Source organism: Pseudomonas sp. Leaf434 (assembly GCF_001425545.1).
In the GTDB taxonomy this organism is placed as follows: Bacteria; Pseudomonadota; Gammaproteobacteria; order Pseudomonadales; family Pseudomonadaceae; genus Aquipseudomonas; species Aquipseudomonas siliginis.
Map to the genome: position 1 here is coordinate 177,978 of NZ_LMQZ01000011.1, position 13,527 is coordinate 191,504.

14 protein-coding genes are annotated in these 13,527 nt (G+C 61.5%); 4 read left to right on the forward strand and 10 right to left on the reverse strand.

Annotated features, from left to right (window positions below):
* The first annotated feature begins 10 nt into the window (after nucleotides 1-10).
* From ASG55_RS22925 to ASG55_RS22940, 4 genes are all read left to right on the forward strand, one after another.
* Nucleotides 11-616 carry an LPS-assembly lipoprotein LptE gene (locus ASG55_RS22925; protein ID WP_056790643.1) on the forward strand — a complete coding sequence of 202 codons (606 nt, stop codon included), beginning with the start codon at nucleotides 11-13 and terminating at the stop codon, nucleotides 614-616.
* A 39-nt stretch (nucleotides 617-655) separates the two neighbouring features.
* A complete protein-coding gene (gene holA / locus ASG55_RS22930) occupies nucleotides 656-1,693 on the forward strand; it encodes a DNA polymerase III subunit delta (RefSeq protein ID WP_041477726.1) in 1,038 nt (345 codons plus the stop codon).
* A gap of 182 nt (nucleotides 1,694-1,875) precedes the next feature.
* Nucleotides 1,876-2,040, forward strand: a complete 165-nt coding sequence (gene arfA / locus ASG55_RS22935; RefSeq protein ID WP_016773035.1) for an alternative ribosome rescue factor ArfA — start codon at nucleotides 1,876-1,878, stop codon at nucleotides 2,038-2,040.
* A gap of 61 nt (nucleotides 2,041-2,101) precedes the next feature.
* On the forward strand, nucleotides 2,102-3,424 hold the full coding sequence (locus ASG55_RS22940) for a lytic murein transglycosylase (protein WP_056790645.1): 1,323 nt from the start codon (nucleotides 2,102-2,104) through the stop codon (nucleotides 3,422-3,424).
* 96 nt (nucleotides 3,425-3,520) lie between these two features.
* Here ASG55_RS22940 and ASG55_RS22945 read toward each other — a convergent pair whose 3' ends face one another.
* The 10 genes from ASG55_RS22945 to rlmH all read right to left on the reverse strand — a co-directional run bounded on the left by ASG55_RS22945 (nucleotide 3,521) and on the right by rlmH (nucleotide 13,525).
* Nucleotides 3,521-4,468, reverse strand: a complete 948-nt coding sequence (locus tag ASG55_RS22945; protein WP_056790648.1) for a S66 peptidase family protein — start codon at nucleotides 4,466-4,468, stop codon at nucleotides 3,521-3,523.
* A gap of 132 nt (nucleotides 4,469-4,600) precedes the next feature.
* Nucleotides 4,601-5,599, reverse strand: coding sequence for a lipoyl synthase (lipA, locus tag ASG55_RS22950; protein WP_160768663.1), 999 nt, complete (start codon nucleotides 5,597-5,599; stop codon nucleotides 4,601-4,603).
* A gap of 25 nt (nucleotides 5,600-5,624) precedes the next feature.
* A complete protein-coding gene (lipB, locus tag ASG55_RS22955) occupies nucleotides 5,625-6,272 on the reverse strand; it encodes a lipoyl(octanoyl) transferase LipB (protein WP_056790652.1) in 648 nt (215 codons plus the stop codon).
* The gene (locus ASG55_RS22960) at nucleotides 6,272-6,547 is read right to left on the reverse strand and encodes a DUF493 domain-containing protein (protein WP_024014446.1); all 276 of its coding nucleotides are present in this window, start codon (nucleotides 6,545-6,547) and stop codon (nucleotides 6,272-6,274) included. The genes lipB and ASG55_RS22960 overlap by 1 nt, the downstream gene beginning before the upstream one ends.
* An 86-nt stretch (nucleotides 6,548-6,633) precedes the next feature.
* The gene (locus tag ASG55_RS22965; protein WP_016773028.1) at nucleotides 6,634-7,791 is read right to left on the reverse strand and encodes a D-alanyl-D-alanine carboxypeptidase family protein; all 1,158 of its coding nucleotides are present in this window, start codon (nucleotides 7,789-7,791) and stop codon (nucleotides 6,634-6,636) included.
* Between the two features lie 187 nt (nucleotides 7,792-7,978).
* Nucleotides 7,979-8,989 carry a septal ring lytic transglycosylase RlpA family protein gene (locus ASG55_RS22970; protein ID WP_016773027.1) on the reverse strand — a complete coding sequence of 337 codons (1,011 nt, stop codon included), beginning with the start codon at nucleotides 8,987-8,989 and terminating at the stop codon, nucleotides 7,979-7,981.
* Nucleotides 8,989-9,999, reverse strand: coding sequence for a lytic murein transglycosylase B (gene mltB, locus ASG55_RS22975; protein ID WP_041477722.1), 1,011 nt, complete (start codon nucleotides 9,997-9,999; stop codon nucleotides 8,989-8,991). Before mltB ends, ASG55_RS22970 begins: the two co-directional genes overlap by 1 nt.
* 17 nt (nucleotides 10,000-10,016) lie before the next feature.
* Nucleotides 10,017-11,120: a rod shape-determining protein RodA gene (rodA, locus tag ASG55_RS22980; protein ID WP_050977864.1), complete on the reverse strand. Its 1,104-nt coding sequence runs from the start codon at nucleotides 11,118-11,120 to the stop codon at nucleotides 10,017-10,019.
* Nucleotides 11,121-11,151: 31 nt separating this feature from the next.
* Nucleotides 11,152-13,047, reverse strand: coding sequence for a penicillin-binding protein 2 (mrdA, locus tag ASG55_RS22985; RefSeq protein ID WP_041477721.1), 1,896 nt, complete (start codon nucleotides 13,045-13,047; stop codon nucleotides 11,152-11,154).
* A 10-nt stretch (nucleotides 13,048-13,057) separates the two neighbouring features.
* Nucleotides 13,058-13,525 carry a 23S rRNA (pseudouridine(1915)-N(3))-methyltransferase RlmH gene (gene rlmH, locus ASG55_RS22990; protein ID WP_011063671.1) on the reverse strand — a complete coding sequence of 156 codons (468 nt, stop codon included), beginning with the start codon at nucleotides 13,523-13,525 and terminating at the stop codon, nucleotides 13,058-13,060.
* Between the last annotated feature and the right edge of the window lie 2 nt (nucleotides 13,526-13,527).

Below are 13,527 nucleotides of genomic sequence, written 5' to 3' on the forward strand. Positions count from 1 at the left end.
GAGCAACACAATGATCAAACGCAATCTGCTGGTGATGGGCCTCGCCGTTCTGCTGAGCGCCTGCGGTTTCCAGTTGCGTGGTACCGGCACCAACGAAATGTCGATCAAGGAAATCGACCTGAGCGCGCGTAACGCTTATGGCGAAACCGTAAGACAGCTGCGTCAGACGCTGGAGTCCAGCGGCGTCAAGGTTTACAGCGGCGCGCCGTACAAGCTGTATCTGGCTGACGAGCAGGAAAGCCAGCGCATCCTCAGCTATGCCGGTGCCGGGCGCACAGGCGAGTATCAGGTCAACACTGTGCTGAGCTATGACATCCGCGGCGAGAAAGACCTGTCGCTGATCAGCGACAAGCTCGAAGTGCAGAAGGTGTTCATTCACGACGGCAACAACCTCGTCGGCTCCGATCAGGAAGCCAACGACGCCCGTCATGAAATCCGTCGCGAGCTGGTTCAGCGCATGATGCTGCGCCTGTCGCAGCTGACCCCGGGCCAGTTGCAGCAATTGCAGCAAACCGCCAATGACCGCGCCAAGGCTGAAGCCGATGCGCTGGAAGCGGCGCAGAAGGCTGAGGCGGAAACACCGCGTCAGTCGCCGCTCGAAATCCCGCAGCAGTAAGACGGCCGGGGCGCCCAGGCGCCCCGCTCGCCCTTCCTTATGAAGCTCGCTCCCGCGCAACTCGGCAAACACCTGCAAGGCGCACTTGCGCCGGTCTACATCATCAGCGGCGATGATCCGTTGCTGTGTCAGGAAGCCGCCGACGCCATCCGCACCGCTGCTCGCCAGCAAGGTTTCGACGAACGTCAGGTCTTCGCCGCCGACGCCAATTTCGATTGGGGTACGTTGCTGCAGGCCGGCGCAAGCATGTCGCTGTTCGCCGAAAAACGCCTGTTGGAACTGCGCCTGCCGTCCGGTAAGCCTGGCGATAAAGGCGCCGCCGCGCTGATCGAATACTGCTCGCGTCCTGCGGAAGACACGGTTCTGCTGATCAGCTTGCCGAAGCTCGATGGCAGCGCGCAGAAAACCAAGTGGGGCAAGGCGCTGGTCGAAGGCCAACAGACCCAGTTTGTGCAGATCTGGCCGGTGGATGCCAATCAACTGCCGAGCTGGATTCGTCAGCGCCTGTCCCAGGCAGGTCTGTCGGCCAGTCAGGACGCCGTCGAATTGATTGCCGCGCGTGTCGAAGGCAACCTGCTCGCCGCCGCACAGGAAATCGAAAAGCTCAAGTTGATGGCCGAAGGTGGGCAGATCACCGTCGAAACCGTGCAGGCCGCCGTGGCCGACAGTGCCCGGTTTGACGTGTTCGGCCTGACCGACGCGGTGCTCAACGGCGAACCGGCGCACGCGTTGCGCATGCTTGAGGGCCTGCGCGGCGAAGGCGTCGAGCCGCCAGTGATTCTCTGGGCATTGGCGCGGGAGTTGCGCCTGCTGGCCAACATCTCCCTGCAATACAGCCAGGGCACGCCACTGGACAAATGCTTCAGCCAGTCGAAACCGCCGGTCTGGGACAAGCGCAAGCCGCTGATGAGCAAGGCGCTGCAACGTTACTCGGCGCAACGCTGGGCACAGTTGCTGCTCGAAGCGCAGCGCATCGATGCGCAGATCAAGGGCCAGGCGGCGGGTTCACCGTGGATGAGCCTGAGTCGGTTGGCGCTGTTGATGGCTGGCCAGCGATTGTCTTTGCCTGCCGAATAAGGCAGTCGACCGCGTAGCGTCCATTCGCGAGCAGGCTCGCTCCCACAGCTGACCGCGTACCAATGTGGGAGCGAGCCTGCTCGCGAAAGCGCCAGAATATTCCTACGCATGAGCTACTGGACAGATGCGCCACATCGGCAGATTATTCCCGGCGCAAAACCCACCACGCCGAGAGAGCCCTCATGAGCAAAAAGCCAGCAAAGCATGGCCCCAACAAGGCCAAATCCATCGTCGCCCAGCCATTGTTCCGCAGCCGCCAGGAACGACCAGCCAAGGGCAAAGGCAGCTACCGCCGCGAAGCCTTCCGGTCTGACAACCGGGAGGCTTTTTACTTTCTGGCTGCCTGAAGCGCACTACCCCTCGCTCATGTTAAGGTCTGCACCTGATTCGTTTCCCCTGGAACTGTGCATGCCCCCAAGTCTTTCCCGTCGTTGGCCCGTGCGCCAATTGATCGCTGCCTCCAGCTTCATTCTGCTTGTCGCCTGCGCGGAAAAACCCACCGCCGCCGATGCACAACCGCTTCAAGCCGCCCCGGTCACCACGGCCCCAGCGATTATTCCGCCGGTAGTGCCGTCCGCCGACCCGCTCGATATTCAACCGACCCAGACCTTTGCCGAATGGCAGGCGGGTTTCCGCAAGGACGCCCTCGCCGCCGGGATTCGCCCCGAGCTGTTCGATCAGGCATTTGCCAATATCAGCTTCGATGCCAGCGTGATTCGCGCCGACCGCAGTCAGCCGGAGTTTTCTCGGCCGGTGTGGGAATACCTCGACGGCGCACTGTCACCGCTGCGCGTACGCAAGGGCCAGGCGTTGATCAACCAGTACGCCGACATTCTGCAAAGCATCGAGCAGCGTTATGGCGTTGATCGCCAGGCGCTGGTGTCGGTGTGGGGCATGGAAAGCAATTTCGGCCAGTTCCAGGGCAGCAAGTCGGTGATCAATTCGCTGGCCACACTCGCCTACGAGGGGCGTCGTCCGGGCTTTGCTCACGCGCAACTGATCGCCGCCCTGCAGATTCTGCAACAGGGCGATATCACCCCGGAGAAGATGCTCGGTTCCTGGGCCGGCGCGATGGGCCAGACCCAATTCATTCCGACCACCTACAACACCCACGCCGTGGACTTTGACGGTGACGGCCGCCGCGACATCTGGGGCAGCCCGGCCGATGCGCTGGCCTCAACCGCCCATTACCTGCAAAGCTCGGGCTGGCAGCGTGGCCAGCCGTGGGGCTTCGAAGTGCAATTGCCGAGCGGCTTCAACTACACCCTGGCCGATGGCGCGATTCGCAAAAGCGTCGCCGAATGGCGGCAACTGGGTGTGAACCTGCCCAATGGTGCGCAGGTGCCAGCCGGCTCCGAACAACTGTCCGCTGCCCTGCTGCTGCCAGCCGGTTATCGCGGCCCGGCGTTCCTGATCCTCGACAACTTCCGGGCGATTCTCAAGTACAACAATTCGTCGTCGTATGCGCTGGCGGTGAGCCTGTTGTCCGAGCGTTTCGAAGGCGCGGGCCTGATCAATGGCAGTTGGCCTAAAGATGATCTGCCGCTGAGCCGCACCGAACGCATCGAACTGCAGACGCTATTGAGCGCGCGTAATTACGATGCCGGCACGGCGGACGGGATTATCGGCGCCAATACGCGCAAGGCCATTCGCAGTGCCCAGCAGGCGCTGGGCTGGCCGGCGGATGGTTATCCGACGCACAAGTTGCTTGAGAGCCTGCGCAACCAATAGAGTAAATCAAAAGATCGCAGCCTTCGGCAGCTCCTACAGGACGATCATCAATCCCATTTAGGAGCTGCCGAAGGCTGCGATCTTTTGCCTCCCGAATTATCGGATGACCACATCCTGCTCCAGCAGCAACTCCTGCTTCCCTGCATCCAGGCGCACCAGCGCGCCCAACGGCAGTGTCAGGTTCGGGTCGCAATGGCCACTGCGCCAACCCGACAACACCGGAATCCGCAACGGTTCAAAGGTTTGCTTGAGCAGGCGATTCAGCGCGTCGACCTCCACGCCGGCGATATCACCGACCAGCACACCGCGCAGTCTGGCCAGCTTGCCGGCCAGACGCATTTGGGTCAGCAGCCGATCAATCCGATACAGCGGCTCGTTGATGTCTTCGATAAACAGAATCACCCCTTCGACATCAATCTCGTAGGGCGTGCCGAGGGTTGCAGCAATCATCGCCAGATTGCCGCCAAGCAACCGCCCGTGAGCGATGCCCGGTTCGACGGTTGATAATGGATAAGCCGCCGGATGGCTGAGCACACTCCCTGACTTCATTTGCCCGCGCAGCATGGCGAAGAATGACGTGACGGTCGGCGGCTCCTTGTCGCCCAGCAGGTCGGCGTTGAGCAGCGGCCCGTGAAAGGTCACAAACCCGGCGTAGCGACTGATGGCCAGGTGCAGCGCGGTGATATCGCTGTAGCCGATAAAGGGTTTGGCGTGCCGGCTGAGCAGGTCGTAATCGATTCGGTCCAGCAGGCGCGGCGTGCCGTAGCCGCCGCGCAGGCAAATGATCGCGTCGACTTCAGGATCAGCGAATGCCGCGTGCAGATCGCGCAGGCGTACGTCGTCACTGCCCGCCAGATAGCCGTCCTTCTCATAGACACCGGGAAACACCTTCAGCCCATAGCCGCGCGCGCGCATCCATTGCAGCGTCTTCTCAGTATCGAGAGTGCCGGGACCGGCAGGCGCGATGACGCCGATCGTCCCCTCAGCAGGCAGTGCCGGTACGGGTCGGTGGGCAACGAGGGTGTGGCTTGGTCGAACGGTCATCCTTGGGCTCCATCGGTAAAGTCATGCACACACAGTAGACAGCTCAAGAGGCAAACAAAAGGGCCTTGTCTCAGGCAAAAAAATGCCCGCCGAGGAACCATCCTCGGCGGGCATTTTTACATCAGCAGTGAATCAGGAACCCAGCAGCTCGGCCTTGACCAGCTTCGCCTGCTCGTCGGCGTGGTACGAGGAACGTACCAGCGGGCCAGACGCAACGTTCTTGAAGCCCATCTTGTAACCTTCTTCGGCGAACCAGGCGAAGGTGTCCGGGTGCACGAAACGCTGCACCGGCAAGTGGCTGCGCGACGGTTGCAGGTATTGACCGAGGGTCAGCATGTCGATGTCGTGTTCGCGCATGCGCTTCATGACTTCGATGACTTCCTCGTCAGTCTCGCCCAGACCCAGCATCAGGCCGGATTTGGTCGGGATATGCGGCATCATCTGCTTGAAGCGTTGCAGCAGGGTCAGCGACCACTGATAGTCCGAACCCGGACGCGCAGCCTTGTACAGGCGCGGCACGGTTTCCAGGTTGTGGTTGAACACATCCGGCGGCTCGGCGGCGGTGATTTCCAAGGCGATGTCCATGCGCCCACGGTAGTCCGGGACCAGGGTCTCGAGCTGCACGTTCGGCGACAGCTTGCGGATTTCGCGGATGCAGTCGGCAAAGTGCTGGGCACCGCCGTCACGCAGGTCATCGCGGTCCACCGAAGTGATCACCACGTATTTGAGCTTGAGGTCGGCGATGGCGATGGCCAGGCTTTCCGGCTCGTTGACGTCCAGTGGCTTCGGACGACCGTGGCCAACGTCGCAGAACGGGCAACGACGGGTGCAGATGTCGCCCATGATCATGAAGGTTGCGGTGCCGCCGGAGAAGCATTCGCCGAGGTTCGGGCAGGACGCTTCTTCGCAGACACTGTGCAGCTTGTGCTTGCGCAGCAGGCTCTTGATGCGGTCGACTTCCGGCGAAACCGGGATGCGCACGCGGATCCAGTCGGGTTTCTTCGGCAGTTCGGTAGTCGGGATGATCTTGACCGGGATGCGTGCAACCTTCTCGGCGCCGCGCAGCTTGACGCCGGCTTCAACCTTGGGACGCGGGGCCGGGCGCTCGGTCACGTCGAGCGTCGGGATCATGGTTTGCACTGCATCAGTAGTCATATCAGTCGATTCCGCCCGTGAGGGTCGTCTGCTCAGCATAGTCGAGGTGTTTGACGAGCTGCGCGCGCAGCCGGGCACTTACCTCGGCAAATTCAATCGATCCTGCGTGATCGCTCAGCTGGGTCATGGCCAGCCCGGCGTAGCCGCAGGGATTAATCCGTCGAAACGGTTCCAGGTTCATATCCACGTTCAGGGCCAGGCCATGAAAGGAACAACCGTGGCGAATGCGCAAACCCAGAGAAGCGATTTTCGCTCCATCGACGTACACGCCGGGAGCATCTGGCTTGGCGGCGGCGCTAACGCCGTAGCTGGCCAGCAGTTCGATGAGGCAGGCTTCCATGCGGCTGACCAGATCGCGCACGCCGAAACCCAGCTTGCGCACATCCAGTAACAGATAGGCCACCAGTTGCCCGGGGCCATGATAAGTCACTTGGCCGCCACGATCGACCTGCACCACCGGAATATCTCCCGGCAGCAACAGATGCTCGGCCTTGCCGGCCTGGCCCTGGGTGAACACCGGCGGGTGTTCGACGAGCCAGATTTCGTCGGCGGCATCGCTGCCGCGTTCGTTGGTAAAGCGCTGCATGGCATGCCAGACCGGCTCGTAAGCCATCTGGCCCAGCTCGCGAAAGCCCAGCGTGCCGTGCATCACAACACCATGTGCACGATGCCGGAAGCCCGCAGTTCGCTGTTGATGTTGTACAGCTGATCCTGGTCGGTGGCGACGATGTGCAACTGGATGGTGGTGTATTTGCCGTTGCTGCTTTGACGCTCGTCGATGCGCTCATCATTGATGGTCGCGTGTTTCAGGACGATCGCGATGATCTTGTCTTTGTTGCCAACACCCGTATCACTGATCACCTTGATCGGATAATCGGTCTGGGGAAATTCGATCTTTGGCGCCTTTACTTCGGTATCGGTCATGGCGTAACGGCCTCTATAGCGCAAGCCGTGGTAACGCACATGGCCCCGCACCGGATCGGGGCGGGGCCATGCAGGTCAACACAAAATCAGTTGAACAAGCCGTAGAAGAATAGACGGATGCTATCCCACATGCGGCGGAAGATACCACCCTCCTCGACGCCGTCCAGAGCGATCAGGTCAGCGCTGTGCACCACCTTGTCTTCCAGTTTGACTTCGACTTTACCGATCACGTCGCCCTTGGCGATTGGCGCAACCAGTTGCGGGTTCATGGTCATGCTGGCAGCGAGTTTCTTCAGCTGGCCTTTTGGCAGAGTCATGGTCAGGTCTTGCGCCAGACCGGCCTTGACCTGGCTGGTGGTGCCTTTCCATACCGGCGCCTGCGCCAGTTCAGTGCCCTTCTGGTAGAAGGTCTGGGTTTCGAAGAAGCGGAAACCATAGGTCAGCAACTTCTGGGTTTCAGCGGCGCGAGCCACTTCGCTGTTGGTACCGAACACCACGGCGATCAGGCGCTGGCCATCACGTACCGCCGAGGACACCATGCAGTAGCCGGCTTCATCGGTGTGGCCGGTTTTCAGACCGTCAACGGTCTTGTCGCGCCACAGCAGCAGGTTGCGGTTAGGCTGCTTGATGCCGTTCCAGAAGAACTCTTTCTGCGAGTAGATCGCATAGTGAGCCGGGTCTTCGTGGATGATCGCACGGGCCAGGATCGCCATGTCGTGCGCCGACGAGTAGTGCTCAGGGTTTGGCAGACCGGTCGGGTTCATGAAGTGGGTATTGGTCATGCCCAGTTCGGTGACGGTCTTGTTCATCAGATCGGCGAACGCGTCTTCGCTGCCGGCGATGTGCTCGGCCAGGGCGACGCTGGCGTCGTTACCGGACTGGATGATGATGCCGTGCAGCAGGTCGCTGACAGTCACCTGCGAACCGACTTTGATGAACATCCGCGAACCGCCGGTGCGCCAGGCGTTTTCGCTGACGGTCACCGGATCGTTTTCACCGATCTGACCGCGACGGATTTCCAGGGTTGCGATGTACGCGGTCATCAGCTTGGTCAGGCTGGCCGGTGGCAGACGCTGGTCGCCGTTGTTTTCGACCAGCACGTTGCCGCTGCTGGCGTCCATCAGAACGTAGGCCTTGGCGGCCAGTTGTGGTGGCGACGGCATCATCTCGGCCGCGAAGGCGGCTGGCGAGAGGAGCAGCGGGACTAGCAGACACAGGCGTTTGGCAAAGGTGGTGATGTTCATCCGTCTCTCGAAATCGCTAATGGAAACTTGCCCGAAGGCAAAACTTATTCAGACAGCCTTCTAACGGGCCATCGCGTGTTCAGTTGCTCACTCCAGTCACCCTTGCCGGGCTTTTGTTCTTCGACGAGCCAACAACCTGGTTCACCCCCCGAATACCGCAAGTGAACCGTCAATCAAGGTCTACGTGTTACTCGGTGACCACGCTGGGCGAACCCAGATTGGCCAGCCGCACACTGTTCTGCACCTGGGCGATCTCACCCGGCGAGCCGATCGGCCCCAGGCGTACCCGGTGCAGGGTCTGCTGATTGCGCACGATCGAGCTGATGAACACCGGCGCGCTCACCATCCCGCTGAGCTTCGACCTCAGCAGCTCGGCAGCGTCCGGGTTGGCGAACGCGCCCACCTGCAGATACTGGCCAGACGCTGGTGCAGAAGCGTTTTTTTTTGCATCGATCTGCACGGGCACCACGGCCGCGGCGTGTTGCTGCGGCGGCGGCGTCCATTGCTCGACGGTACCGGCCGACGCGGTGATGACCGGGGCGCTATTCTGCGCCACTTGCGGCTCATTGAGCATCAGCGGCGCCGGACGGCCCTTGGCCGCCCACCACTGCTGCGGATCGATGCCTTCGACCTTGACCCGTGCGGTGCCGGTTTCGGCATAGCCGAGCTTCTTCGCCGCAGCATAAGACAAGTCAATGATTCGATCGGAATAGAACGGCCCACGGTCGTTGACGCGCAGGATCACGGTCTTGTTGTTGTCCAGGTTGGTCACCCGAACGTAACTTGGCAGCGGCAAGGTCTTGTGCGCGGCACTCATGCCGTACAGGTCATACACTTCGCCGTTGGCGGTGTTCTGGCCATGGAACTTGGTGCCGTACCAGGACGCCGTGCCCGAAGCCACGTAGGTCTTGGATTCCTGCAACGGAAAATACGTCTTGCCCAGCACGGTGTAAGGATTGGCCTTGTATGGGCCGGTGTGCAGGGTCGGTGTCGCATCCGGGATGCGCGAGACATCGACATCCCACCACGGCGCGCCGTCTTTGTGCGCGCGGTTGATGTCCAGGCCCGGTTGGGCGCGGACAGCGGTGGACGGGGTTTTCTGCGTCGGCGTGCGGCTGGTCGTGCAACTGGCGACCAGGACTGCCAACGCAGCGAAAGCCACCAGCTTCAGGGGTTTATTGTTAGGCAATGCCTGCATTACTTGACGCCCCGTGCTTGTACCAGCTGTTCAGACAGTTGATGTACGGCCATGGCGTACATCACGCTGCGGTTATAACGCGTGATCGCGTAGAAATTCTGCAGGCCCATCCAGTATTCAGGGCCGTTGTCGCCTTCGAGGCGAAATGCGGTAACCGGCATATCATCGCGCAGCGCATCATGACTTGACCAGCCCAGCGCCCGCAACTCTGCGACCGTTTTCACCGGTTCGATACCAGTAGTCAGGCCTTCATCAACCTGCTCGCCGCGTACATCGGCACGGCTGACCACCGGTTCGCCGGCGACCCAGCCATGACGCTTGAAGTAGCTGGCGACGCTGCCAATGGCATCGTCCGGGTTGTTCCAGATATTGATGTGGCCGTCACCGTCGAAATCCACCGCGTAGGCGCGAAAGCTGCTCGGCATGAACTGCGGCAGGCCCATGGCCCCGGCGTACGAGCCTTTCAGGGTCAGCGGGTCGACCTGCTCTTCGCGGGCCAGCAGCAGGAACTCACGCAGTTCCTTGCGGAAAAATTCGGCACGGGGAGGATAGTCGAAGCCGAGGGTCGATAATGCGTCGATCACCCGAAAATTACCGGTATTACGTCCGAAAAAGGTCTCGACGCCGATGATCGACACGATCACTTGTGCCGGCACGCCGTATTCCTGCTCGGCACGGGCCAGGGTCGCCTCGTGCTGACGCCAGAAGTCGACACCACGGGCGATGCGCGCGTCGGTGATGAACATCGGACGATATTCGTTCCACTGCTTGACCCGTTCGGCGGGTCTGGAGATGGCGTCGAGAATCGACTGCTTGCGTTGCGCCTCGCGGAACACACCCATCAGTTGTTCACCGGCGAAACCGTAGTCGCGGGTCATTTCGCCGACGAATTCGGCCACCTGCGGCGAGCCTTCATAGTCGCCGGCCAGCGCTTCCTGCACGCTCCCCAGCAGGCCCACCAGGCCAACCAGCGGCGCGCATCGAGTCGCCCAGCCACGCATTACTTGCATTGCACTCTTCACCTTATTTAAACCTGTGCGATCCACTTGCGATGGGTATGGATCGACATCAAAACCCCAAACGCTGACAGCAGCGTCACCAGCGAAGTTCCTCCGTAGCTAATGAACGGCAACGGCACCCCCACGACCGGTAACAGGCCACTGACCATACCGATGTTGACGAAAACGTAAACAAAAAAAGTCATGGTCAACGCGCCGGCGAGCAATTTGCCGAACAGCGTTTGCGCCTGCGCGGTGATCACCAGCCCGCGACCGATCAACAACAGATAGATCAGCAGCAGCGCGCAAATCCCCACCAGACCGAACTCTTCGCCAAGCACGGCAATGATGAAGTCGGTGTGGCTTTCCGGGAGAAAGTCCAAGTGTGACTGGGTGCCGAGCAGCCAGCCTTTGCCGAATACGCCACCGGAACCGATCGCGGCTTTCGACTGGATGATGTTCCAGCCGGTGCCGAGCGGATCGCTTTCCGGGTCGAGGAAAGTCAGGACACGCTGCTTCTGATAGTCGTGCATGACGAAGAACCACATCGCCACCGACACCGGCACCGCCGCCGCCAATACGCTGAGAATCCAGCGCCAGCGCAGGCCGCCCATGAACAGGACGAAGGCGCCACCGGCAAGAATCAGCAACGAGGTACCGAGATCCGGCTGGCGCACGATCAGAATGAACGGCACGCCAATCAGCATCAGGCTGATGCCGACGTGCTTGAGCTGCGGCGGCAAGGTGCGTTTGGACAGATACCAGGCGATGGTCGCCGGCATCAGGATCTTCATGAATTCCGAGGGCTGGAAGCGGATCACCCCGGGGATGTTGATCCAGCGCGTGGCGCCCATGGCGTTGTGGCCCATGATGTCGACGACGATCAGCAATATCACGCCGATCACATAACCGAGCGGCACCCAGCGCGCCATGAAACGCGGTTCGAACTGGGCGATGACAATCATCGCCACCAGACCGATGCCGAACGACGTGGCCTGCTTGCCGAGCAGGTCCCAGCTCTTGCCGCTGGCCGAATACAGCACGAACAGGCTGCCGGCGGCGAGGATCAGCAGCAGGATCAACAGCGGGCCATCGATATGCAGTCTTTGCAGCAACGTCGCGCGGCGACGCATCACATCCTCGCTGGAGAGCATGCGATCGAAGTTATTCATCACGGGCCGGGGCCTCCGCAGTGATAGGGCTGGCGTACTCGGCTTTCAGGTGGCCGTCCTGGTCAAGCAACCAGGCGTCCATGACCTGGCGCACCACGGGCGCGGCAACGCCGGAACCGGACTCACCATTCTCGACCATCACCGACACGACGATTTTCGGATCATCGGCCGGGGCGAAGCCGACAAACAACGCGTGGTCGCGGTGGCGTTCCTGGACCTTGGAGCGGTCGTATTTCTCGCCCTGCTTGATCGCCACCACCTGCGCGGTACCCGACTTGCCGGCGATGCGGTATTGCGCGCCGATCGCCGCTTTGCGCGCGGTACCACGGGCACCGTGCATCACCTGCTGCATGCCATGGTTGACCTTGTTCCAGTCGGACGGGTCGCGCAGGATGATGTTCGGCATCGGGTTTTCATCCACCGGTTTGACCCCGTCGAGGGACTTGGCCAGATGCGGACGGTTCCAGATGCCCTTGTTGGCCACCAGCGCCGTGGCCTGGGCCAGTTGCAGCGGCGTCGACTGCATGTAGCCCTGGCCGATCCCGAGAATCAGGGTTTCGCCGGGGAACCACGCCTGCTTGCGCGTCGCCCGTTTCCATTCGCGGGACGGCATCAGGCCCGGGGACTCTTCGAACATGTCCAGCGAGACCTTCTGGCCGATGCCGAACTTGTTCATATAGGTCGACAGCCGGTCGATGCCGAGCTTGTGCGCCAGGTCATAGAAGTAGGTGTCGTTGGAACGCATGATCGCCGTATCGAGATCGACGAAGCCGTCACCGGTGCGGTTCCAGTTGCGGTACTTGTGGTCGTAGTTGGGCAGCATGTAATAGCCCGGGTCGAACACCCGGCTCGAAGCCGTGACTACGCCAGCGTCGAGACCGGCAATTGCCACCGCCGGTTTGATCGTCGAGCCCGGCGGATACAGACCACGCAGCACGCGGTTGAACAGCGGCCGGTCGATGGAATCACGCAACTCGGCATAGGCCTTGAAGCTGATGCCGGTGACGAACAGGTTGGGGTCGAAACTCGGCTGACTGACCATCGCCAGCACTTCGCCGGTTTTCGGATCGAGCGCCACCACCGCGCCACGTCGCCCGCCCAGCGCGGCCTCGGCGGCTTCCTGCAACTTGATATCGAGGCTCAGGACGATGTCCTTGCCGGGAATCGGATCGGTGCGCTTGAGCACCCGCAACACGCGGCCACGGGCGTTGGTCTCGACTTCCTCGTAACCGACCTGACCGTGCAATTCCGGCTCGTAGAAACGCTCGATGCCGGTCTTGCCGATGTGGTGGGTGCCGCTGTAGTTGACCGGATCCAGCGACTTCAGCTCTTTCTCGTTGATCCGCCCCATGTAGCCCACCGAATGCGCAAAATGCGCGCCCTGCGGGTAATGCCGGACCAGTTGCGCGACCACTTCCACCCCGGGCAGGCGGAACTGGTTCACCGCAATGCGGGCGATCTGCTCTTCGGTCAGCTCGAACAGGATCGGCACCGGCTCGAACGGCCGACGGCCCTGACGCATGCGTTTCTCGAAGATCACCCGGTCCTCGGGCGTCAGCTCCAGCACCTCGACGATGACGTCGAGCACCTGTTGCCAGTCGCCGGAGCGCTCGCGGGTCATGCTCAGGCTGAAGCTCGGCCGGTTGTCGGCCACAACTACGCCGTTGCGGTCGAAAATCAGCCCGCGCGTCGGCGGAATCGGCTGCACGTGGACGCGGTTGTTTTCCGACAGGGTCGAGTGGTACTCGTACTGGATCACCTGCAGGTAATACAGACGCGCGATCAGCACACAGATCAGCGCCACGATCACGATCGCACCGAACACGACACGGCTGCGCACCAGACGGGCGTCCTTTTCGTGGTCCTTGATGCGGATCGGCTGAGACATGAGGGCAGGCTTACTTGTGGTAAGGATGGCCGGACAACACGGTCCAGGCACGGTACAACTGTTCGCCGATCAGGATCCGCACCAGCGGGTGCGGCAAGGTCAGCGGCGACAACGACCAGCGCTGGTCAGCGCGGGCACAGACTTCCGGTGCCAGCCCTTCCGGGCCGCCGACCATGAAGTTGACCGTGCGCGAATCCAGGCGCCAGCGATCGAGTTCGACCGCCAGTTGCTCGGTGCTCCACGGCTTGCCGTGAACCTCCAGCGTGACGATCCGCTCGTTGTGCCCGACCTTGGCCAGCATGGCTTCGCCTTCCTGGCGGATGAAACGGGCCACGTCGGCATTCTTGCCACGGGTGTTGAGCGGAATTTCCACCAGTTCCAGCGCCAGCTCGGACGGAAGACGCTTGGCATATTCATGCCAGCCTTCTTCCACCCACTTGGGCATGCGTGAACCGACGGCGATCAGGCGCAGTCGCACAG

Bases quoted from the DNA above. Each gene is read 5' to 3' on its own strand.
- ASG55_RS22925 (WP_056790643.1), top strand. From the start codon at position 11: ATGATCAAACGCAATCTGCTGGTGATGGGCCTCGCCGTTCTGCTGAGC.
- holA (WP_041477726.1), top strand. From the start codon at position 656: ATGAAGCTCGCTCCCGCGCAACTCGGCAAACACCTGCAAGGCGCACTT.
- arfA (WP_016773035.1), top strand. From the start codon at position 1,876: ATGAGCAAAAAGCCAGCAAAGCATGGCCCCAACAAGGCCAAATCCATC.
- ASG55_RS22940 (WP_056790645.1), top strand. From the start codon at position 2,102: ATGCCCCCAAGTCTTTCCCGTCGTTGGCCCGTGCGCCAATTGATCGCT.
- ASG55_RS22945 (WP_056790648.1), bottom strand. From the start codon at position 4,468: ATGACCGTTCGACCAAGCCACACCCTCGTTGCCCACCGACCCGTACCG.
- lipA (WP_160768663.1), bottom strand. From the start codon at position 5,599: ATGATCCCGACGCTCGACGTGACCGAGCGCCCGGCCCCGCGTCCCAAG.
- lipB (WP_056790652.1), bottom strand. From the start codon at position 6,272: ATGCACGGCACGCTGGGCTTTCGCGAGCTGGGCCAGATGGCTTACGAG.
- ASG55_RS22960 (WP_024014446.1), bottom strand. From the start codon at position 6,547: ATGACCGATACCGAAGTAAAGGCGCCAAAGATCGAATTTCCCCAGACC.
- ASG55_RS22965 (WP_016773028.1), bottom strand. From the start codon at position 7,791: ATGAACATCACCACCTTTGCCAAACGCCTGTGTCTGCTAGTCCCGCTG.
- ASG55_RS22970 (WP_016773027.1), bottom strand. From the start codon at position 8,989: ATGCAGGCATTGCCTAACAATAAACCCCTGAAGCTGGTGGCTTTCGCT.
- mltB (WP_041477722.1), bottom strand. From the start codon at position 9,999: ATGCAAGTAATGCGTGGCTGGGCGACTCGATGCGCGCCGCTGGTTGGC.
- rodA (WP_050977864.1), bottom strand. From the start codon at position 11,120: ATGCGTCGCCGCGCGACGTTGCTGCAAAGACTGCATATCGATGGCCCG.
- mrdA (WP_041477721.1), bottom strand. From the start codon at position 13,047: ATGTCTCAGCCGATCCGCATCAAGGACCACGAAAAGGACGCCCGTCTG.